Here is a 23262-nt window from a genome sequence, read left to right as displayed (position 1 = left end):
ATTAATGTTATTTGAAAAGAGATTCAAATAGAATTTTGTTGCTCAATTTTTATTTCTTGTTCCTATTTTTATACTGATTGATCCTTTCAGGGAGATCATAGAGATAAGTTAATAAAAACTCCAAGAATTCCATTATGTCATATACATCTTTAGGTTCTATTGAGTCTCTTCCAGGAATTGGATGCGAAGAGATATTACCAAGCAGTCTTACCTCGTTAGACCATTCTTTCATGATCGGGGGTAAATGCCCTTTTGAGGCAAAATCATCAATTTCCTGTATCAAGGATCTTTTCGCATTACCATCCCAATCTGGGTGACATCTCAATGCTGCTTGCAGTGCGTTTCGCGCCGATGATGCCCCAGTATACCAATTACCATCCTCAACAACCCTTCTCGACTCAACCCAATATATGCCAACTTCTTCTGGCCAGTGTTCAGGATAACTTTCCGTCCGTCTTGCCTGAGGTATAACCAGAGAGTCGTGGATGTTCCCATGCTCACTGGCAGACCAAAAAACTAAGACATATCCAGCACAGTTCCCACACTTAAGTGTATCAAAATTTAGTGTCTTTGATGAATTCGGTTTTGTCTTCTCTTCATGATGTACAGTTTCAAAATTACCGTTCTCCATACAGAATGGACAAATGATATTGTATTTAGACAAGTTACTTCCCGAATAGCCTGATTCACCGAAACGCCACAAACTATGATTCTTCATACCATATTCCTATATAGGTGATTGTAGATGAACTTGTATTTTATGATCCTTTAGATTGTTGTTTCTCTTTATACTTCGCGATCGCCCCACGTTCCACCATTCAAATGGAGAAAATGTCAGTTCGTCCAACAAACATAGTTACCGGAGGGAACACCTCAACTGTGAAAGTTTTGCGTCCATCAGCCCAAGTGATCGTTACCTCAACAGATTTTTTTTGATGTTCTCGTGGGAAGATCAATGTTCTTTCAGGGACTTCTGTGGGTCCAGTCCTTTCTTCAATAGACGCGAGCTTGAACTCAAAGTGAAGGGTTACAATATTACCCGTTTGTTCCCAATCGGCATCTTTAAAGCGATGAAACCCCTGCACGAATTCTGCTTGTAGATCAACAGGCACCCCTTGAAAGACAACATCAAATTTTGCTTGCCACGTATTTACATCGGAACCGACCTGGACACGCGGAGGTTTTACCTCCACAAACACAACAGCACCTATGTTTGTATCCGCCCCACACCCGATAAAGATATAGATAATCAGAACAAAAAACGAAATCCCAAAGGCAACATTACAGTTCATAATCCGATAACAACCACATTGGAATCTGCTTGTTCTGATAATAGTTTCCATTTATTTTCTTTCTTCCTTATACTTCGCGATTGCTCCCGCCCGCCAACTCCGATTTCGCGTAATGCGCCGGCATCTGTGAACTTTTCCACCTGCCCACATCCGCGTTTTTTACCTGATCTGTGACCGCTAAGGTGCGCGTCGTAATCGGTAAATCTATCGTATTATTCTCATTTTTGAACCACCACCGCAAGGACGAGTAGTGTGAATAGAATAAAAAGATACTTTTTCTTCTCATCTTCTTCAACGCAACCTATGCTTTATACCACCGGTTTCCGGTTTGCAACGTAAGGCGGTTCAAGCATCAACCGCTGGTCATCGTCTGACATGAGGTTGCGGAGTTCGTCGTCGTATCTGCCTTGTCCCCACGAGGCATGCCCGGGTGAGTACTTGAACAGAATGGAGCGCCGTTCGTGCGAAGCGGTCCACGGAAGGGTCCCGTGCGTCAACGCCTCTGTGAAGATGACAACATCCCCTGCCTTCTGATGCACAGGTGCCATACAGGTCTGGTTGTCCTTCACGGGTCGGAACTGTGAGGGACACGGATAGTTGCTCTTATGGCTACCGGGGATACAACAGAAACCCCCATGTCCGGGCAGCATATCCGTTAAAGCCCATGACACAACGGTTAATCCGTTATACATCCGATCGTTTCGGAAGACGTAATACTGCGCTGGGTCGTATGGTGTTCCACCCCCGTGAAGCATTCCACCCGGATTCCCCTCTATCATTAAGATGCCGTAGACATGATCCAATCGGAATTTTGGACCCACGATCTCTGCTAAGAACGGCATAATACGCGGATGATTCAGGAGTTTGCGGAACGCGGCGTTCTCCCAGTTCAAGAATCCTCCGAACCTCTGTGAATAGACATCCTCATCCATCGGATCTGGGTAATCTTGTGCATCGATAAGGGCATTGAGTTCTGCGAGCTCGTCTGTCCCTAAAACGTTTTCGATGTTCACATACCCCCAAAGGTCGAACAGATATTTATCTTCGGGGCTCATTTTTAAATTTTCCTTGCGGTTCGGTTAGATGGATTGGGGCTTCATATGCCTTTCCGTCAAACCAGCCCGCCCGTTGGTTGGGCTTACGCTCGCTTTATAATAAATTACGTAAGCCCTATTTTCCTTATTGGTGTGCCGAGCGTGAAGTGGGTTCCAATCGTGTCACAAGGATCTGTTCTCTGTCAATCAGTTCGCCGACGCGGGCAGAGATTTCATTTAGCCATCGGTCGTCTTCATAAACCGCTGCATAGAGCTGTTCTCGCTGCGCTTCGCTCTCAAACCGCCGAATCCAGACGTAGAGATCGTCCTCTTCTTCACCGATGAAACTGCCAATCACAACCATCCCTTTAGAAATTTGGAACGGAAGGACGGTCTCTTCCATGTATTTCACCCAATTCTCACGTTGACCGGGTTTCGTTCTATACTGTCGTAGTTCAAAAAAAGCCATAAAAATCTCCTCTTTTAATTATACCTTGCGGAGAAACGGCGTAGGTTAGGAGTCTGAAGTGTTTTCCTTAAATCCGTTCTCCACTATGTTACGGGCTACGGGTTTATGGTGCGGAAGGCAGAGCGAAAATCGCTCTATTAAAAATCCTTACAATCGGTTGTAACCGTAGCCTTTACCTGTAATTTCAAAGAGTGCTGCTGCCGCTTGGAAGTGAATTTCAGCGTCCTGATCTTGGAGAATCAATTCAAGCAGCGTTACTGCCTTCGAGTTCTTAGCATCTCCGAGCGCCTTGATAGCATCAAGACGGAAGCCTCTTGTAATCTGAGCTTCATGGAGTGCTGTTAGTTTTTCCACCAACGCTGTCACCGCCGTGTCCGTCGCGATTTTACCCAATGCCCGCGATGCATCGCGTCGAATTTCGACGTGGTTTTCATCGTTGTTCATCACTTCAATAAGTGCGTCGGTTGTTGTTTCATCAGCCAACTCACCAAGTCCCTGCGTTGCTGCTCGGCGGACATCTTTTTCGGGTTCGCTTCCGCCTTTCATTATCTGCACGAGTTCCGGTATGAGTCCACTGATTCCGGCTTGCCCAATGCCAAGTGCAGTGGCTTTCCGGATGTCAACATTTGGATCAACTAACCGCTGTCTGAGTTGTGAAAGGTCTAAGGCAACATCCGCTGTATTACACCGACCGAGCACAACCATTGCCGCATTTCTGACTTGGTGATTTTCCCACGCATCCTCAGCGCGGGCTGCCATTTTCGGTGCGACAAACGCTGGTAAATCCAGTTTTTTAGCGGCGTTGACGAAGACTTCCCAACTCCAATTCCGTTTCAGGTCGTCTGCGCCGATGGCTTTCCTATTTGCGGCATCCTCCAATGCGACGATATATTCCGCATCATCAACGAGCCGTCTCCCAACCGCTTCAGCGGCACGGGTGCCTCCAATTTCACCAAGTGCCGTTGCGGCTTTTGTCCGAGCAGAAGCCTTCGCCAACGCATCGGTACTCGCATCCAACACGACCCGTTTGTCTTCCAAAATAGCGATTAACGCCGGAACCGCTGCTTCACTTTTGAGCTGCCCCAAAGCAACAACAGCATTCTTTGATATATCTCCGATCCGGACATCCAAAGCACGCATCAGGACGGCTTCCGCTGCCATGTTCCCAATATTGCCGAGTGCTGCCACAGCAGCGTTACGGACAGTATCCGGTTCTAATGGATCCTCAACGATCTCACTCAGTCTCGGAATCGCTTTGGTATCCTTGAGTTTTCCCAAGGCGACAGCGGCTTGCAATCGGATCTCGGCATTTTCATCGGAGAGTGCAGTTAGCAACGCGGTAGAGGCCCGTTCATCTTTGAGAGCGCCAAGGGATACGGCTGCTGCTGCGCGAACGGATTTCATCTCATCTCTGTTTTCGAGAACAGGAATTAACGGTTCAACAACCCGGCGTTCTTTGAACCCACCCAACGATTCGGCGGCGCGTCTCCGAACGACATAACTTGGATTTTTCAATTCCACCAGCATTGCATCAACGGCAACCTTTTTCGCACTCGCTCCGATCACATGAACGAGTGCCCATCTCGTCCACTCATCCTCTGCAGATTTCAGAGCATCAAGTGCGAATTCGGCTGTTGGAATGTTGTTATCTTTGATTAATGAGGCAATAACCTGGTCTTGAACAGATTGCACCTCGTATCCATCATCAAAACTCCCCAAGCCCTTCTTGATAATATCAACAAGCCCTTTATCCCCGGCTTGAATCTCCAGGAGTGCCTTTGCGGCTTGAAAGCGCGTGGTTTCATACTTATCGTTTTTCAGAACATCTACGAGCGGATCAACAACCTTCAGTCCTTTTATTTTCCCGAGTGCGATCGCTGCTTCCTGTCGGACAGCCCCCTGTTTATCCTTTCTCAACGCAGTAACCAGCGGTGGAATGGCATCATCCCCTTTAACTTCACCGAGTGCCCACGCTGCGCTTTGTCGGACGGTTGCGCGTCCATCGTCCCGAAGTGCGTTTGCCAGAGGCTCTACGACAGTGTCCCCTTTGATGATACCGAGTGCTCGAGCGACCTCACTTCGAACAAGACTTGGAATCGGTTTAAGTTCACCCCATGTCCGATAATTTGCGCGTGGATAGTCAGGCGTCCATTGAATCTGGAAGGTGTCAACCTGTGTTCGGAGTGTATCCAGCGTTTTGTATTCCCGTTTCATGTGCCGTTGAAAATCTGAAATTTCGTCAAATTGTGTGGAAAGCACCCAGAGTAAGACAGGAATCGTTTCAGGGGCTTGAATTCGGCTCAATACCTTGACAGCATTCGCGCGTAAGACTGGACTGGTCTCGTCACTGAACATCAGAAGTAGCATCGGCTGCGTTGCTTCTTGAGGCTTGAGCCGCCAGAGTGCCGTAAGCGCGGCAATGCGTAAGGTCTCTCGCATATTTTTTTCCATCGCTATGAGAATCAATTTTTGAACGGTATCTTCTGTGGATACATCAATTTTTCCGAGTGCCTCTGCTGCATTTGTCGCAGTAGTATCGTCATAGGAGAGTGCGTTCGTAAGAGCGACGACTACCCCGTTATTCTCGCCGCGTGCCCGCATATTACCAAGCCCGACGGCTGCAAGTGCTTTTACCTCTTTGTATGGATCGCTATCCAATGCTTCAGTGAGCGGAACAATTGCGCGCCGGTCCCCGATTTGTCCGAGCGCATCTGCGACCTTCACTCGGATTTCGTCTGTGCCGTTTTTGAGTGCGTCGATCATCGGTAGCACGGCAACGCCACGCATTTCGATGAGTGCTGCCAACGCTTCATCTTGCAAATCTTCATTTTTTAATTCGTCTATGAGTGGCTTTACGCCATCTCCCATTTTGAGCAACCCGAGTGCTTGGATCGCGGCTGATAAGGTTCCGCTCCTATATTTTTTCATCCATAAACTATCAATATAAGCACTCGCGATGTACCGATACTCTGTGGCAAAGCCGAGGTCTTCATCGGGAATAAGGTTTCGGGCGCCAGTGTCTAATACCTCAAGGAGTGGTGCCACGGCGGGTTCCCCGATACGATTCAGCGCGTCTATGGCGGTATCTTTGACGTAACTGTTCGGATCTGCGAGAAGTCGGACGAGGTCAGGCACAGCTGTTTCTGTTTGGAGCCTTCCGAGGAGTTTCGCGGCGTGCATTCGGACCTGTGCACTGTTGTGTCTGAGGGCGAGTTGGAGTCCCGGCACAATGGCTGCGTAAGGGTTGGGTGACCCAACCTCTACGACACCGATGGATTGTTCAAGCGCGACGATTGCTCTGTAGGCGACTTCAGGGTCATTTTTCGTTTCGGCAAGGGCTCCTTCAAAAATTGGGATGAGTTCAGGATTCCGCATCGCTCCAAGATAACGGACAGCCTCCTTTTGTATGGCTGTATCTTTATGATGCATCGCCTGCTGCAAGCGTTCAACAACCGCTTCTCCATTTCCGAGTTTTGTCATGAGTTCTGAGACCGCTGCGAGCGCGTGCGGTTGATAGCATTTTTCTGCGGCTAAAACCCCTATAACGACAGCCGCATCCGAATGCGATACGAGTTCAGAGAGCAATTCTGGACGTTTTCCGCCCGCTTCAACGAGCGATACAGCGAAGAGCCCAGAGATGGCGTTCTGCGAACGGACAAGTCTCTCTTGTCGATCAAGGTCGTCAGAATCCGGATCTTCCATCAACGAGATAGCGAGGATGTCTGCCGCGAGCGTTTCAAGATAAGCGTTCGATTGCGCAATCGCTTGGTGCCACCCTTCCGTCTCAGTGCGCGTGCGGTTTTGCAGGAAAGCCTTGAGGTGTCGCGCCTCCTGATTTGCAGCATCTGTCTTCTGGACCGCGGCTTGTGCAGCAGCATAATCTCCGCGAACGATAGCAGCTCGCGCTTCAATAATGTCCCTGTTCTCTTTCTCACCACACCCTATCACGAGGGCAGTAGTTACGATGAGCGAGAAATGGATACAAATCTTCAATATATTACATAAGAGGTGTTGCTTCATTTTTTAATTTTTCCTTAAAGTCAAAAATTCCCAAACCCAGTAAAACTAATCGGAAACCTGCTCGTAATGAAATTATGTCCTCCTTAAATGGCATAATTTGTCTTTGCTTTACATTTGGAGAGCGGTCCAGGAGCAATAAATTAAATTCCAGCGATCACGAGTTTTGTCAGGTCTGCGACAGCGTAGATATTCCGTCCGATTCGGTTCAATACCGCCAATCTGTTCGCGCGCAGCGATGGATCCTCCGCCATAACCAACACATCATCAAAGAATGTATCTATCGCGGGTTGTAAAGCAGCGAGTTGCGTCAGTAGTTTCGCGTAGTCGCGTTCCCGAATGCTTTGCTGACTTCTGTCTTGCAAGTTTTGGCTTGTGAACTGCGCCAAAAAGAGTTCTGCGTCGGTGATACAGGCATACAACTGCTTCTCAGCAGCGTCCTGCAGGAGTGCAGCGTCTACAGTTTCTGGCGCGTCCGGCGGTAAAATTCTCAATACTCGATTGAGTGCATTATACACTTCCTCAAAATTTGGTGTCAAGCGAAATTCGGCAAGTGCACTGGCGCGTTCGAGAATATCAATGATGTCAACGGTCCCAATCGCCAAGACAGCATCGGCGAGATCTGGCGCATATCGATGCGTCTCCAGCAAAATAACGCGTAGGCGTTCTTTAATGAAGTTAAGAACACTCGTTCGTGTATCTTCGGCTAATTCGACGGTATAGAGGGAGATCGCCTTTTCGACAACGGTATCTAAAGACAGCAGTAGTTTCCGGTCTCGGAGGATTCGGATTGTGCCAAGGGCATGTCGTCTTAAGGAGTATGGGTCTTGTGAACCCGTGGGGCGTTCGTCTATACCGAAATACCCGACAATCGTGTCAAGCTTATCGGCGATTGCGACGAGCGCGCCGACTTCAGTTTCAGGTAGCGGCGTATCAGCACCGAGCGGTTGGTAATGCTCAGCAATAGCCGTCGTAACAGGTTCCGCTTCTCCACCGTTCTCTGCGTAATATCTCCCCGTAATTCCCTGCAATGATGGAAATTCGATCACCATTTGCGTCGTCAAATCCGCTTTACAGAGCCATGCTGCGCGTTCTGCATGACCGACGGTTGTTTCCGGGACTTGCAATTCTGCTCCGATGAACTGAACTAACGCTTTAAGCCGATCGGCTTTATCCCAGAGTGAACCGAGCTTGGCGTGGAAGACAACGGCATCTAAACGTTCAACCTTATCAGCGAGACTGGTTTTCTGGTCTTCGTTGTAGAAGAACTCTGCATCGTTGAGTCTGGCGTGGAGGACGCGTTCATTCCCGTGCCGAACCCCGTCAATATTCCCGTCCGTCCCGTTGGAAATCGTGACGAATTTCGGGGCGAGGACAGATTCACTTCTCCACATCGGAAAATAGCGTTGATGGGTCTTCATTGCGGTAATCAACACCTCAGACGGTATTTCCAAATGCGACTCACTAAAATTGCCCACGATCGGTTGTGGGTTCTCTACAAGATAGTTCACTGTATCCAGCAATTCTTCATCCAGTTTTGGAAGGCATCCTTCGCCCTCAAAAACGTCTCTGACCTGTTTCTCGATTGTGTCCCTGCGCTCTTTTGGACAGGCGATGACATCAACAGCACGCAGTTTTTCAATATACGTGTCTAAGTCGGCAGAAGTTAAAGTTATCGGTTCAGGATGTAAGGAGCGATGCCCATAGGTTAACCGTCCTGCGTGTGCGGCACCGTAGGGGCAGTCGATAACAGCATCTCCGAGTAACGCCACGAGCCATCGGATGGGACGCGCAAAGCGAGCGAATGCCCGCGGTTCTTCGGCGTCGGTCTCCCAACGCATGGTTTTGGGAAAACGGAGGGCTTCAATCCATTCCGTTAACAGCGTTTTCAAGATGTCTCGTGTTGGGCCACCCGTTTCGAGTTTGGAGGCAGCGACATATTCACCGCGTTCCGTTTCAACAATACGGAGTGCTGTCAAGTCAACACCCTGTGTTTTTGCGAAACCGATTGCGGCTTTTGTCGGCTCGCCGTTTTCATCGTAGGCGATACGTTTCGGGGGTCCCACGACCTCTGTCTCTTGGCTCTCCTGCAGCGTTCTTACGTCCTTGATACTGAGCGTGATACGACGCGGTGTGCCGAGTGTTTGAACTTCGCCAAATGGGATTCTGTGATTTGTGAGGGATTCAGTCGCGATCTCGCGTAGTTGTTCAAGGACAGGCGGGACATAACTCGCAGGTATCTCTTCCGTGCCGATTTCAAAGAGGAGGTCAGCGGTTTCAGTGCGGTTAGAAACCGCACCTACCGCGGTGGGGGCTGATTCAGTGTCCCTTCCCAGTAACGGGTGGGAACCCTGGTTAGAAACCGCACCTACCGCAGTGGGGTGTCTCTCTATGTGAAAACGTCCCATGAGGGGGTGTTCCATCTCTTCACGCTGTTTGACATACGCGCGTGCGATCCGCTGTGCAAGCCGTCGGACACGTTCAATGTAACTCACCCGCTCCGTGACACTGATGACCCCGCGTGCGTCCAACATGTTGAAGGTATGTGAACATTTCAAGACATGATCGGTTGCAGGTAGCACTAACCCCGCATCTAAACACGCGTGGGTCTCCTTCTCATACGTGCTGAACAACTCAAAAAGCATGTCTACATCCGCACGCTCAAAGTTGTAAGTCGAGTACTCCACTTCGCTCTGCCGGTGGACATCACCGTAATTGACGTGTTCGTTCCAGCGGATGTCAAAAAAGTCATCGACATCCTGTAAGTAGAGAGCGATGCGCTCAAGTCCGTAAGTAATCTCAGCACATATCGGATCCAGGTCAATGCTCCCCATCTGTTGGAAGTAGGTAAATTGTGTGACTTCCGCGCCGTTCCACCAGACCTCCCAGCCGAGTCCAGAGGCACCGAGCGTCGGTGATTCCCAGTCGTCTTCTACAAATCGGATGTCGTTCTTGCGGGGTGAAATGCCGAGACTATAAAGGCTCTCAAGGTAGAGCGGAAGCACATTTTCAGGTGCTGGTTTGAGTATCACCTGATATTGATAATATGCCCCAACACGGAAAGGATTTTCGGCATATCTGCCGTCGGTTGGACGGCGCACAGGCTCCACATACGCCACGCGCCACGGTTCTGGGCCGAGGCATCGCAAAAATGTTGCGGGGTTAAATGTGCCTGCCCCGACTTCTATATCGCACGGTTGCTGGATGATGCACCCGTGGTCTGCCCAAAATTTCTCTAACGCTAAAATTATTTCTTGAAGAGTCATATCTGTTTTTCTTTCCACGCTCCATTTGGATTGATTAAGTCAAGTAGTTATTGTATCACAATAGATATTTTTAATTCAACGGATTTTCAGGAGTACGCAGTTGGCGGATGTTTGTCTGAATAGCGGATTTTGGCGGATGATACGGATTTCTCGGATTCTATGGGCAGTGAAACTATGGAAAAGTGCTCGGATTTCAGAGTATTCAGAGTAAAATGGGAAAAATTGAGATAGGAAAAACAGCCACGAACCAAGGTGATCCGTGCTTTTATGGCATTTCAGAGGAAAATGCTACTCTGAAAATAAGAGTTGGATTTCAGAGTGGAATTGACTGAATGCCTCTGGGTTTCACATCTTTTTAACTGGACACATACATACAAAAAATGCTAAAATCGTTACAGAATCAAGTTTGTGTGAATATAGGGAGAGATCGGTCATGAGATATACGCTATCTATATTTCTATGTGTATTCGTATGCGTTGCGCCCCTACAGGCACAGTTGAATCCACAAGCCGCAACGGATGCGAGGCGGGATGCTAAAGTGGATACGTCCGGGATCACATGGTTACTCGGTGGCTATGCGTGTAATTTATTTGCTATAGGTTTTGCTTACCTTTCCGAACCAACGATACCTGTTGAAAGGTTGATTGGCAAATCACCTGACTATGTTGAGACCTATACGGTTGTCTACAAGCAGGCTGCGAAAAGCGAGCGAACAACAATGACGCTGGTAGGTGCGGGAGTAGGTTTAGCAACAACTATTTTAGTAAGATACTTCATATTACCAACACTTGGGTTGTGAATGCGTGCCTTTTCAAGCGGGGGGGGGATCTAAAAGTTTCGATCGGTTGACAGGAAATTGGAATCCACACCGCTCAACTATCGATTCAAGGGTTCCTGCAACCTATCTCAGTTCTTTAATCATAACTTATCCTTCACTTTTCCTGAAAGTCTTTAAAGGCATCACGAGTTTTCGTCAATAGCACCCACACGCTAAAGCGTGGGGCTTGTGCTTCATCGTAGTTCGCCTTCCGAAGAAGGACTTACATCTACTCCACAAGGGGATCTAAGCAGCCCCGAAGAATGTTGATCGCAGCGTTGACATCCCTATCGTGGTGTGAACCACATTCGGGACACGTCCACTGCCTATCTGAAAGAGAAAGATTTTCGTTGTGATGCCCACATTCCGAGCAAGGTTTCGTCGTCGGAATCCATTGCCCAACTTGAAAGAACTCACGCTTATGTTTGATACACTTATACTTCAATATCTCAACAAACTGGTAAAAAGCAAGGTCAGAGACTTTACGTCCCCAGAGGCGTTTCATTCCCTCAAGGTTCAGTGTCTCGGTGACAATGTTGTCAAACTGACGACACAGGTCAGTGGCGCGTTTGTAGTGCCAATCTCTGCGTTGATTCGTGATTTTCACGTGAAGCCGTGCGAGTTGACGGATAGCACGCCACCAATTGCCAGACCCTTTTTGCTTGCGACTCACGGCTTTATTGAGTTTTCGGAGTTCGTTCAAGGACTGTTTCAGGGGTTGTGGATGCTGAATCTTCTCACCGGTGCTCAGTGTCAGATAGGTTTCCATGCCAAAGTCTATCCCTACGCTTTCACCTGTAGCGGACAGCACTTTTGGGGAGGTGTTATCTGTCACAACATAGAGCCAATACGTGCCGGCAGCGTCCCGACCGATTTGGACATAACGGACATCGCCATGCCACTGACGATGCTGATGGAAAGAGAAGTAGATTTTCTGATACTTGTTGAACTTTTCAGAAATAGGATTCCACACTCTAAAAGAGATACGGACACGCCCCTCTTGAAGTTTATAGGCATACGGGAACTTCGCAGATCGATATTTATCACGCTTTTTGAACTTCGGGGGACCGACGCGTCTGCCTCGCTTTCCCTTTTTGAGAAAATCAAAAAACTTTTCCCACGCAAGGTGCAAGCGAATAATAACAGCGTCAAGCGTGTCACGGGGTATCCATGCCCACTGTCGCTTGGTGCGGTTGAGCAACTTCGTCAAGTGCGGTTGCAGGCGATACCTGCCGGCATATTTCCCATAGATGCGGTAATATCGATTTTCCAAAGCAAGGAAGTGATTATGCACGTCGCAAAGTTCATCGAGCATATTGCCCAAGCGCATATTCTGCGGATGCTCGCGTATCTGATATTTGTAAGTTCTCACAGTGTTACCAGCTACCAGTTCTTTAACCCCTTCTCAGTGGGTTGGCAGACACATTACCAAGCGGTAATGCTGAGAATGTCGGTTTCCAACTGGTAAGAATAGTATAACATTTCTTAGCAGTTTTTGTCAAGAAAAAAAGAGCGGGCATTCCCCTCCACGCTAAAGCATGGAGTCCCCTGCCCGAAGAAATTGATGGCAATAGATTCAATAGTTCCGACATCAAATGTCAGCATATCAATATCATCAAATTCAGTCTTAACATGTTTTGACATCATGGCATAGATGAACTTATGAGATCTGAACCAGTTATCTATATCCTTATCAGGAATTTCATCTTCTATCACTCTCATTTTCGCAGTGTATTCATCGAGAGTCGCGGGAAGATCAGTCAGTTGATAGGATGTAGATTTGATTTCTACTAATTTCCAATCTATACCAAAGCCTTTTGACTCTTCTTTTAAAATTTCTTTAAATTTCTGCTCAAAATTAACTTTCATTGTTCCCTCCGTTTTCGGCATTTCGGACAGTGAGCATCAATGATTGTCCGTCTTTGCCTTTCACAGCACGTCCTTTGTCGCTTTTCTATGTTTTGGTCGTCCCTATATAAAAAATAACATGCCGCTGAAAGAAAATCAAGTGAAAGCAACAGATTTCAGCCTGTCGATAGTAGCCTGTTCATCCTGCTCAATTGTGATTTCCACAGCACTTTTGATGCATTCCAGGAGATCCTTAGCGTGATCGCGTAAGTTACGAGAAAAAGGGTAAATTACAACGCTTTTCTATATCCCATTTTAATTTGCCACGAGGCAATTTAACATGTTACAATTAAAAATTAAACAAAACTGATATTAAACAGGACTCACGCAAACAGTTCATAAAGGTCTTCCTTACTATAAACACAACCTCTTGAAAATATCCGTTTTTCTCAAAACCAGTGCTGTTCGTAGTAGCGCAATTCATTGCACTTGCCTAAGTTCTATTAAAACCAAGATTACCAATTTCTAAAAGAGGCTCTATGTATTTTCATGAAATCTTTTTACAAAATACCGGCCCTATTTCAGAATGCCATGTAAAGCCACCATTTGATGACGCTGGAAACCCCCTCCCTATAGTGATTGTGGGTCCCAACGGATCTGGCAAAACTATTTTTCTTTCCTACATCGTTGATGCACTTACTGAATTCGCGAAACAAGCCTTCCAAGACATAGTCCTTCCCGATAGTTCAGGTCGCATACCATATTTCCGAGTTATTCATCCAAGGGCAATTAGAAGTGGACAACGGTTTAGTCTAAGCCTCCTTCATTTCAAAGCGAATAATGACAACTTACACTACTGTGAAAAATCTGGAGTCCTTGATGCAGTGTCTTATTCACCGAGCGTGAAATCTGTATTTACTCCAGTCTGGAACTGGCCAACAGATGGAAACCATAAAAATGTATCGGCCAACGAAAAGATTGTTGGGACTCAAATGAAAAGCGGGGCATACGCTTTTTTTCCCGCAAGTCGTCGTGAAGATCCCGATTGGTTAAATCCGAAGAGTTTAAAAACACATCCGACCTCTTCCTCGTCACGTTTTAGTCGACGACTTGATAAACCTCTCTGGATAGAAACTTGTGCTGAGGAAAATATTTCTTGGGTGTTAGATGTATTTCTTGATTCTTTGATTGATCCTGATGAACAACAGAAACTTAACAATTTTGTAAACGCTCTACAAGGACAACAAATTACAATGCCGCTGGAATTATCACCTATAGTGAACAATATGGTGAATAGACACACGTTTAGGCAAGCCCGTAAGAATGTTGAACGCATATTGCAGGCAATACTTCAAGACGGAACTGCAGAGTTAATGCTAAACTTTCGTAACATTGGACCTTCAAGAATTAGTATCAAGATGAGCGATGGACGAATTATCCCTACACTACAGTCACTATCAGAGGGGCAATCTCAATTGTTCCACCTATTTGCGACAGTTATTAGGTATGGTGAACGGACTGATCTCAACAGAAGCGTAGATCTTTCTCAGATTACAGGTCTTGTTGTCATAGATGAAATTGCTGCTCATTTACATCCAACGCTCCAGCACGATGTCCTGCCCGAACTTATAAGTCTGTTCCCGAAGGTCCAGTTTATCGTATCGTCTCATTCTCCGCTGTTTCTGCTCGGTATGGAAAAAAGATTTGGTGTAGACAGGGTTACAATTCTTGAAATGCCAGATGGAGATAGAATTAATAGTGAAAAGTATTCTGAATTCGGAAAGGCATTTGAATACTATAAAACTACAGAACGTTTTGAAGAAAATACAAAACAACTTATCGCCAATGCCACAAAACCTGTTGTGTTGACGGAAGGAAAGACAGATGCGTGTTATATTCAAACAGCATTAGAGCTGCTCAGTGAAGAAGAACTCCTAAACTCTTTGGATATCAGACCTGTTGGTAAAGAAGGCGACGAGGGGAACGCCGGTGGAGGACAAACAGGATTAAATAACTTCCACAAAATTTACGCGGCTCACCCGTTGTCTTTCAACCATGCCATATTGCTCCTTTATGATTGGGATGCAAATAAGCCTGACGATCAAATTGAGAAACTTTGGATAAGATCAATTCCAAAGAATGTTGAAGATACCGAAGAAAAGAGAGGAATTGAAAACCTCTTTCCTTCACACCTTTTCACAGACTGTTTCTATGAAGAGAAACCGAAAAAAGGAATCCACGGCAAATCTAATGTAATTCATGATTTCAAGAAGCAGGAATTTTGCACTTGGATTTGTGAGGAGCGAAGGAATCCTAATGACTTTGAGAAGTTTAAAGAAGTAGTAGGTATTCTTAAGGCATTTATTGAAGCCCATCAGTTACCCACAATCCAGTAACCGCTACCCGGATAACAAGCATTTTTCAAGGCAATTGCGAAACGGATTTCAACCAGTTGATAGCAGTCTGCTCGTCCTGCTCAATCGCGATTTCCACAGCGCGTTTGGCATATTCCAGAAGGTCTTTGGCGTGCTTGTGTAAACTAAAAGATTCATCGACTTTCTGTTGCATTTCAACCTGTTTCTCTTTGGGAAGAATAGGAATAGGAAAATCTAAAATGTCATCGTCGTTCAATGTGGGATAAGACGTTCCAGTGTTGGGCTTCCAGGACCACGTTAGAAAAAGTTTGGAACGTAAACACGCCAATAAAGTTTCTTTATTAACTTGACCATTTTCACTCAACACACAGAATGCCCCGCTTCCAACATACCCATCTTCTCGAACGATAGTAATCGCGCCTCTGTAGGTTCTAACTTTAGAGATAATAACATCGCCCTTTTTCAAAACGCGTTTCGCATTTGCAGGCAAATCTTTACCCAAGACTTCCTCCGGTACTATCTCTCCAGTGGAAACATTGACGCTTCCTATCTCCACATAGCGATATAATTTTTCTGGGTCTACTTCAAAAGTACTTTTGTTCTGTTTGAATTCATTTTTAATTTTGTTAGATCTATTGGAGTAGTTTTCTATTCCCTTTTCTATTTCATCATATTTCGGTTGAAAGTAATCCGCGTCAATGCGTCCAGCGCGCTCGGTGTCCGAAAAATTTTTGACGAAGGTTCGCTGCTGCTCCGGTTGCCAGTCTGCGAGACCGAGTTCGGTAAAAAGTAAGGTTTGTGCTTGGTGGTATACCTTCTCTGACGATTGGATTAGATGAAAAGCTTTATCAAACGATGATGTTATTTCCTTTTGAAGCTGATTGCCTAAAAGTGGTATTTCTATCCTTTTTACTTCCTCTAAGTTAACATTTGATTGATTAACTGAATGTCTTGCTCGCCGCTTGATGTCAATTATACCGTATTTGGTATTCAAAAACGCTGTCAAATATTCAGGCGTAACGATTTCTGGATCGGGATTTATGCGGACAAGGTAGGATGCAAAGACAATATTTTCATCCGAGAATTTCTTGAATATACCCGTTCTTCCTACAAATTCTTTCGAGTTTGTCCTATTAAACAGAACATCTCTATCTTCCAGCTTGTATGACGCGATTTGACTATCACTTAATTCTGCGTGCTTTAATATGCTCGGGTCACACAGCATGTTGCTAATTTCGTTCATCCTGTAAATTTTTGTTCCTATATTGTCTTCATTCATTTCAATTGAAACGCCATATTGACTTGAAATAAGCGTATTTCCTATAGGAGTGTACTGGAGTTTTTCATTTTTGTAAGGTTCGCAACTTAGGTATTGACTATCCCAACGAAAGTCAGGATGCAAGGATAGGTGAGATAGTTTTCTGATTTTGAACTGCAAATTTTTATTCTCCAGACCAAAAACTCAAATTTTCGCTCTTTGCCCATTCAATAAAGGCTTCCGCAATCCCGTCAGAGAGTTCCCCATTGTGATTGTGTAGGTCGTGTTCAACAATCAGATGTCCGTTTTTGTCTAATTTGTATTGCCCAGCGCCATTTTCGAGAAAAACGTAATCGCCGGAATTATCCTTTCCACTTTTCTTGGAGACAGCGAAAAAGATAGGGTAGTCCTCAACTTCAGGACAAAGGGCACCTTTGGACGGATCATCGTTCCACTTTTGCACAAATAGAACACTCGTGTTAGTGCCGGTGTGAGGTTTGAAAGTATTGGTATCCAGCCCGACTACAGCCAAAATACGGGCATGTTCCGCGATAAAATCGCGGATATACTTGTCGGATGCGTTGTTGAATCTGCCTTGCGGAAGCACAATTGCCATGCGTCCACCGGGTTTGAGGAAATCCAAGTTACGCTCAATAAATAGAATGTCGCGTCCCACCTTGGTTTGTGGTTTACCGTTTCCTTTAAAGCCGAGGGTGTATTGGTGGAGGATGCGGCTCTCCTTGATGTCCCCAGCAAAAGGTGGATTCGCCATTAGGATGTCGAAGCTAAAAAGTTTGTCTCTCCCTGGTTCGGTTCTTAATGCTTTAAGCCGATCGAAACCGTCTCCATAGGTACGAACCCACCTACTGTTCTCCTCTGTACTGTCACTCCAGCGGTCATAATCCAATGTGTTGAGGTGCAAAACATTTGTTTCACCGTCTCCTGCAATCAGATTGAGGGTTCTGGCAACCCTGACTGTCCTTTCATCAAAGTCAATGCCAAACACCTTGAGGATGTGTCCTCTGTCGGTATCCAGAATCTCCGAATTGGTGAAAAGTGTTCCAGTCAGTTTGAAAATTGTGTGTACCGGAAACCCGCAACTGCCGGAGGCAGTGTCGATCATATACTCGCCGGACTGCGGGTTAAGCATTTTCACGCACATATCAATGACGTGCCGCGGGGTGAAGTATTGTCCCTTCTCGCCTTTGGCGGATTTACTCACGAGATACTCAAACGCCTCGTCCACGACTTGTAGGTTGGAATTGAACAACTTAACATCTTGCAAACTGGACACGCAGACGGATAGGTGACTATCAGAGAGTTCAAACGTTGAATGTTCGGGAAAAACGCCTTTCCACTGATTCTTTGCCTCGTCAAAAAGCCTTTGAATCTTGGTTTTGAGTTCACTACCAGTTTGACCTGTGTTCCTAAACTCCATAGCTCGAAATCCATCGTCCGAAATCGACGCTGCTGCCAGCCTAATAACCTCATAATTCATGTCATAAGTTATTCCACCTTCTTGTTGCGGAGCACCGCTCTGCTGTTGACGGACAAAGTAGTCAATAACGCCTTTGTCTTTGTAACTCAGCGATTCATCATAAAGCTTAGTAAAGATGAGCTTAAAAACCTCTTCAAAAACATCCACCCCCGCGTTGGCAAGCACTTCATCCTCTAATTCTAAGATGACCTCTTTTAAGGACTTGTGCTCCGTAGTGAGTTTGTCCTTAAGAATGAGATCTTTAAGGGTAAAGTGTTCTTTAAGGATATCCGCCAAAGTCTGCTCGGCATCAGGGATATCAGTAATGTCTTCAAAGTAGTTTGGATCTCTCCGGTGGTAGTGTGAAATCTGTTGTCCATTTGTCCATACGGCAATGGGCGCGCCAGTCGCATTGCAATAGGAACGGAGTTGCTCCTTACCATCTTGAAGTTTCGGTTTCTTTACCTCAATAATAATATAAGGGGTGTCTGGTCTGTCCTTGTCAAGGATAACGATGTCGGCGCGTTTTCTTTCTCTACCGAAATTTACGAGGTGTTCAAATCTCACACGATCTGGGGAATAATGATACCGATTCAGGAGCCGTGCCGCGTAGAGTTGGCGGATCAGTTCTTCAGGTTTTAGTTGGATTTCACTATTGCGAATTATGCATTTAATGTGTGGTGTCTCTTTGCCTCTCGCTGTCTTGATGAAAACTTTTTGGCGCAACGTTTGAACTTCAGGGTCTGTGAAGAGATCCAGGTGGTAATTGCTGTCTTTGAGGATAGTTTGGATGATGTCGGGTTGGGTCATGGATTTTCCTATATCGCCGAAGTAGAGTTTGCAAGTCCCTATTATGACAATAATTGTTATGTTTCATCTGATATATAATTTTTCAAATATTGCCCAATTTCTTCGCTACTTTGGATTATGTCAGTGAAATGTGTTTCACAAACATCGTTGAAACGCAAAAACACATCGCGAGTGGTCGTATTCTTTTTTTCAAAGATACCCAGAGGTCGATAGTCAATACCCCACGCCTTGAATTGGTGTAATGTAAGTGCTGCTGCTTGGGTTTTAGTATCACTATTAAGTGCAAACACAAATAGGGGTGGAACCTTCCCGTTTATCCTACAGTCTACTTTGTAAATCCCATCGGGATCATTCGTCGGATGTTGCCAGTTAAATGTCATACGGTTTGATTCTACCTTTTGATACAAGAAGGCTTGGAAATCGTCAATAAATGTCGATCTAACCGTTTCTCTTGACAGGTACGTAACGTCGATTATTTTGAGTAGAGCCTGGACAAAGTCATAAAGAGCCTCTCCATAACACTCATCGGATACATCAATAATTAATTCGCCATCATAATCCTTAACTTGAAACATGGACAAAGCCTTTAGAATTAACTTCTGGCGATTCCCACTATGAAGTCTCTGTTCGTCCATATAGTACGAAAGGTGCATATAGGTATGTGCTTCATCTGAAAGGATCCACCTATCCCCCATCTTTTTTAGGACAATAACTAACTGATCTCCATCATTGAAATGGAAGGGAGTTGAGACGAGGAAACGATCTTTGCCATCTGCTAAAAGTTGTATTTCTGCAGAGACTTTATTAATAAAGTCTTTTTCTATTGTTTTGATTGACATTGATCTCACCTCCTAAAAAAGTTTTAACTCCAGCTGTGCTGGTAATTCAAAATTGGCATCCTGTATCAGACAATGTAGTGCCCCTTTAAGGTTATCATAGCGGTCTGTTTCTTCTGCATAAGCTTCCTCATCATAACCTCTCTCCTGATATCGCTCTGTAGCAAAATGTATGTGATAACCGAAAATTTTCTGTTTTTCAATTTTGTTTATGTGTGGACGTTTATGCATACCATTATAGCGGCGGATCCGAAAGTCTGCTCCCTTTTTAGGGTTTATAACCGCTAAAATTACCGAGAAATCTGATGGATATTTTTTATTTACATTGGTTATGAGGCGAAAACGGCTTTCGCTTTCCCCAATGATATATAAACTATCGCTTTTATCCAGTTGAGTACGCCAGTCATCCGGCAAAACCTTACGCTCATTAATTAGTTCTGCTATTTGTTGATCGGTATATTTTATATCCATTAATGCTGTCCACTGACAAACTTTTACTACGGTAGATTCATCGGTACAGATGGACAGATGTCCTTCTTACCAACGCTTAAATCATATAATAAAGTATATCACATTATACCAAAATTGCCAATGTTTTCACGCATGTTGTCAGCCCCATTCAATTTTTGTTTTTTTCGGACATCTTCACCGAGGTATCGCAAATTGGGAAATTTGAAGAAATCGAGAAACCCCCAAGCAAAACCCCAAGAAAGTGCTGTAGACATATCGCACCAACGGGGCTAACGCAGGGAGAAACATGCTGCTACACGTATGTCGCACCGATGGGGTTTTGTGTTTCGTGACACACGTGTTTCATCAACATATTGAAAAAGACACAAACAATCAACCGGACAGGACTAAAGAGCAATGTTTTGGGATTCCGGTGCGGTTAGGGGATTTAGTCCGGGAATAAACTAAATCCGTAGCGCCAGAACGGATGCGCGTGTGGCATCCGAGGACAACGTGTGGACTTGCGGGACAATGTATTACATTCCGCACCTACCGTTTGTAGGGTCAAGCGAGGTTGGGAGGAAATCTCGCCAGCGACGGGACATAGGTCTACCGAGAAAGTCGGGTTAGAAACTCTTCTTACAGAAAGAGGATGAACGTGCTGAAGTTGGGTTTCACTACGTTCAACCTGGGGGAAACACCCAAGCAAAAACACCTACGGAATGTCTTAACTTAAGGCTTCAATAATGACCAATCGGGTTCGTCCTCTGGGTCGCCGAGGGGACCGTGGGCGTTGCGGACGATGCGACGTTGTGCGTCATACCAATCCGTATAACTTGTCGCAGGCTGGAGTTCGTCGTTGCGAGCATCCATCAGGTTTGTGAGGGTGTTCTCCATTTCGTCGGCTAACGATTCTGCTTCGGGTGCGTCAATCAGATTGTTCATCTGTAGCGGATCCGCCGCCACGTCATACAGCATCCGTTTACCATCGAACCAACGGGCGTAACTATGCGTTTTAGTGCGGACACCACGCCACTCGTTACCATCAATCAGGTAATCGTAGGTCGATCCGAAGTTCATCGTCAAAACGGCATCCTGTTCAAAAGCATTAGCATTACCGCGCCAAGACGCTGATAGATCGTAGCCTTCGACGGTTCGGGGGGGTTGAATGCTACATAAACCGCAAAGCGATGGGAACAGGTCTACGGGGGAGGTGAGTGTATCACAGGTGCGATTCCCCTCGAAAACGCCGGGCAGCCGCATAATCAGGGGCACTTTGATGGATTCCTCGTAAGGCTCCCGCTTCGCCCAGAAATTGATGCCTTGTCCGCCGCCTTGTGTGCCGTGGTCAGAGCCAAAGACGAGCAGTGTATTCTCGACACGTCCCGTTCTTTCGAGATACGCCATCAGTTCACCGAGCATATCGTCCACCGTTAGCGTCATGGCGAGATAGTGGCGGTAAATTTCTAAGGATTGTTCTTTGACCGAATCTGGAACATTTTCTGGCAGTTGGAGTTCGGTGGGTAGCCGGTCATAGTATTCCGGTGGTGCGAATTCATAAGGCGTGGAGTGCGCTTGGTGGGGGGAGATAAACAGACAGAACGGGGTATCGTCATCCACATCATCCATGAACTGGAAAGCGTATCGGTTCAGGGCATCAGTTTCGTAGCCTTCCCACGTTTCGTTCCGCCAATCGTCAAGGTTCACTGTCCCGTTGAAATAGTCGGTATGGAAGTTATAGCCGCGCCAGTGTTGGAATCCGAGACGGTCACGCCCTTCAGGGACGTAGTCGCGTCCCCCGATCTCCGGGAATGAACCGGTGTGGAGATGCCATTTTCCGACCCACGCTGTCCGGTACCCGTTTCTGCTGAAAACGTCTCCGAGCCCGATTTCATCGTGCCGGGTTCTGACGAAATTAATGAGATGACCGGTTGTTTGTGGGTGCCGTCCGGTGAGCATCATGGAACGGTAAGGGGTGCAGACAGGCGCAGTAGCGATTGCGTTTGAAAAAACGGTGCCTTCCTGTGCAAGTCGGTCGATGTGTGGTGTCTCGATCTGCGTATCGCCATATACCGGCAATGAGCATGCACGAATCTGATCTGCGAGAAGATAGACAATATTCGGTGTGTTTGTCATATTCGGTATCCTTAAAATTGGAGCCCCACACTCACTCGGTGTACCTGTTGTAAACGTCCGAAGTCAGCATAAGCATAATCGAGAGAAAGCATCCGTCTGCCAAGGTTCAGATGGATACCCAAGCCGAGCGTAAGTCCCTCTTCATCGTCGGCGCGGTCTTCACCCAAGCGGAACTTGTAACCGCCACGAATTGCTGCCATTTTTCTGTACCAGTACTCCATACCGATGTTCAATCGTTCACTGTTGTCGTTGGGATGGTTGGCATCGAGTGCGAGGGTGAGAAGATTGCTACCGGAATCAATAATATCGTAGGCGAGCCCGAGCCGGAAATTGGAGGGCAGCGGGAATTCAATCGTCTCTAATTCTGCTTTGCGTTCCGGATTCGTGGTGTCTGGAAATGGACGGTAACTTGCTATTCGTGGGTCCCCTGCCACTTCTGACCCGCTTGTCAAATCGGGGCCGCCGAAGCGCATCTCCGGTCCAAAGTTCGAGAAACACATCCCGATCCGTAAACTTCGCCAACCGGTATGGTACAAGGTCCCGACATCAATAGCGACCCCTTTGGCACTTTCGCGGTGGATCTGCTGATGGATGTATTTGGCGTTAATACCGACAGACAACTTAACCCCAGATTCCTGTTCATAAAGTTGTCGGGCATACGCCAACGAAACAGCAGTATCATAAGCGGAATACCAGAGCCCTGTGCCATCGGGCTTTGCGAGCGTGGTAATCTCCGTATCAGGGACGTTGAGAAATGTGACGCTCGCGCCTAAAGTGCCGATGTTTTTTATCGGCGTTGCGAACGCCAGATAGTTATACCGGACATCGGCAAGCCAGACGGTATGTGTGTCTGAAAAACTGGTTTTTTCGAGTTGGCTTATTCCTGCGGGGTTCCAGTAGATGCTTGTTACGTCGTTGGCAAGCGCGCCAAACGCTCCCCCAAGACTGTCTACCCGCGCACCGGGACCGATTTTCAGAAACTGGGCACCCGCCGTGCCGACATTGGTTGTGGCGTGCGCGGGAAACCCCCAGATTAAAAGAAGTATGAACAATAACTTGTAAATCACATGTCGCATTTTTTTAATTTTCCTTGCGGTTCGGTCAAGTGAGTTATAGTTTTCACGTTCTCCGCCGTACATCCGCCCTCCATTACATTACGGGCTGCGCGTTCTGTAGA

17 protein-coding genes are annotated in these 23262 nt (G+C 46.3%); 2 read left to right on the top strand and 15 right to left on the bottom strand.

Annotated features, from left to right (window positions below; translation table 11 throughout):
- Positions 1–49: 49 nt before the first annotated feature.
- From F4X88_03920 to F4X88_03890, 7 genes are all read right to left on the bottom strand, one after another.
- Positions 50–718, bottom strand: coding sequence for a DUF4145 domain-containing protein (locus F4X88_03920; GenBank protein MYA55422.1), 669 nt, complete (start codon positions 716–718; stop codon positions 50–52).
- Between the two features lie 100 nt (positions 719–818).
- On the bottom strand, positions 819–1343 hold the full coding sequence (locus F4X88_03915) for a hypothetical protein (protein ID MYA55421.1): 525 nt from the start codon (positions 1341–1343) through the stop codon (positions 819–821).
- A gap of 16 nt (positions 1344–1359) precedes the next feature.
- A complete protein-coding gene (locus F4X88_03910) occupies positions 1360–1578 on the bottom strand; it encodes a hypothetical protein (GenBank protein ID MYA55420.1) in 219 nt (72 codons plus the stop codon).
- A gap of 22 nt (positions 1579–1600) precedes the next feature.
- Positions 1601–2347, bottom strand: a complete 747-nt coding sequence (locus F4X88_03905) for a phytanoyl-CoA dioxygenase family protein (GenBank protein ID MYA55419.1) — start codon at positions 2345–2347, stop codon at positions 1601–1603.
- A 124-nt stretch (positions 2348–2471) separates the two neighbouring features.
- Positions 2472–2795 (bottom strand): NIPSNAP family containing protein, encoded by a 324-nt coding sequence (locus F4X88_03900; protein MYA55418.1) that lies wholly within the window; start codon positions 2793–2795, stop codon positions 2472–2474.
- 147 nt (positions 2796–2942) lie between these two features.
- The gene (locus tag F4X88_03895) at positions 2943–6815 is read right to left on the bottom strand and encodes a HEAT repeat domain-containing protein (GenBank protein MYA55417.1); all 3873 of its coding nucleotides are present in this window, start codon (positions 6813–6815) and stop codon (positions 2943–2945) included.
- Positions 6816–6955: 140 nt separating this feature from the next.
- Positions 6956–10078, bottom strand: a complete 3123-nt coding sequence (locus tag F4X88_03890) for a glycine--tRNA ligase subunit beta (GenBank protein ID MYA55416.1) — start codon at positions 10076–10078, stop codon at positions 6956–6958.
- Between the two features lie 433 nt (positions 10079–10511).
- Between F4X88_03890 and F4X88_03885 the strand changes: the two genes are divergently transcribed.
- Positions 10512–10877, top strand: a complete 366-nt coding sequence (locus F4X88_03885; GenBank protein ID MYA55415.1) for a hypothetical protein — start codon at positions 10512–10514, stop codon at positions 10875–10877.
- Between the two features lie 247 nt (positions 10878–11124).
- Here F4X88_03885 and F4X88_03880 read toward each other — a convergent pair whose 3' ends face one another.
- Positions 11125–12267 carry a transposase gene (locus tag F4X88_03880; GenBank protein ID MYA55414.1) on the bottom strand — a complete coding sequence of 381 codons (1143 nt, stop codon included), beginning with the start codon at positions 12265–12267 and terminating at the stop codon, positions 11125–11127.
- Positions 12268–12380: 113 nt separating this feature from the next.
- On the bottom strand, positions 12381–12764 hold the full coding sequence (locus F4X88_03875) for a hypothetical protein (GenBank protein MYA55413.1): 384 nt from the start codon (positions 12762–12764) through the stop codon (positions 12381–12383).
- Positions 12765–13282: 518 nt separating this feature from the next.
- Here F4X88_03875 and F4X88_03870 point away from each other — a divergent pair.
- Positions 13283–15139, top strand: a complete 1857-nt coding sequence (locus F4X88_03870; protein ID MYA55412.1) for an AAA family ATPase — start codon at positions 13283–13285, stop codon at positions 15137–15139.
- A gap of 25 nt (positions 15140–15164) precedes the next feature.
- On the opposite strand, the gene F4X88_03865 is transcribed toward F4X88_03870, so the two are convergent.
- From F4X88_03865 to F4X88_03840, 6 genes are all read right to left on the bottom strand, one after another.
- A complete protein-coding gene (locus F4X88_03865) occupies positions 15165–16556 on the bottom strand; it encodes a hypothetical protein (protein MYA55411.1) in 1392 nt (463 codons plus the stop codon).
- A 4-nt stretch (positions 16557–16560) separates the two neighbouring features.
- Positions 16561–18663 (bottom strand): N-6 DNA methylase, encoded by a 2103-nt coding sequence (locus tag F4X88_03860; protein MYA55410.1) that lies wholly within the window; start codon positions 18661–18663, stop codon positions 16561–16563.
- Positions 18664–18719: 56 nt separating this feature from the next.
- Positions 18720–19502, bottom strand: coding sequence for a DUF1828 domain-containing protein (locus F4X88_03855; protein MYA55409.1), 783 nt, complete (start codon positions 19500–19502; stop codon positions 18720–18722).
- Between the two features lie 12 nt (positions 19503–19514).
- A complete protein-coding gene (locus F4X88_03850; protein MYA55408.1) occupies positions 19515–19970 on the bottom strand; it encodes a hypothetical protein in 456 nt (151 codons plus the stop codon).
- 711 nt (positions 19971–20681) lie between these two features.
- Complete coding sequence (locus tag F4X88_03845; GenBank protein MYA55407.1) at positions 20682–22085, bottom strand: sulfatase; 1404 nt, start codon at positions 22083–22085, stop codon at positions 20682–20684.
- A gap of 11 nt (positions 22086–22096) precedes the next feature.
- Positions 22097–23224, bottom strand: coding sequence for a UPF0164 family protein (locus tag F4X88_03840; protein MYA55406.1), 1128 nt, complete (start codon positions 23222–23224; stop codon positions 22097–22099).
- Positions 23225–23262: the final 38 nt, after the last annotated feature.

The organism is Candidatus Poribacteria bacterium (assembly GCA_009839745.1).
Lineage (GTDB): Bacteria > Poribacteria > WGA-4E > WGA-4E > WGA-3G > WGA-3G.
This window is presented reverse-complemented; position numbering and strand designations above follow the sequence as displayed.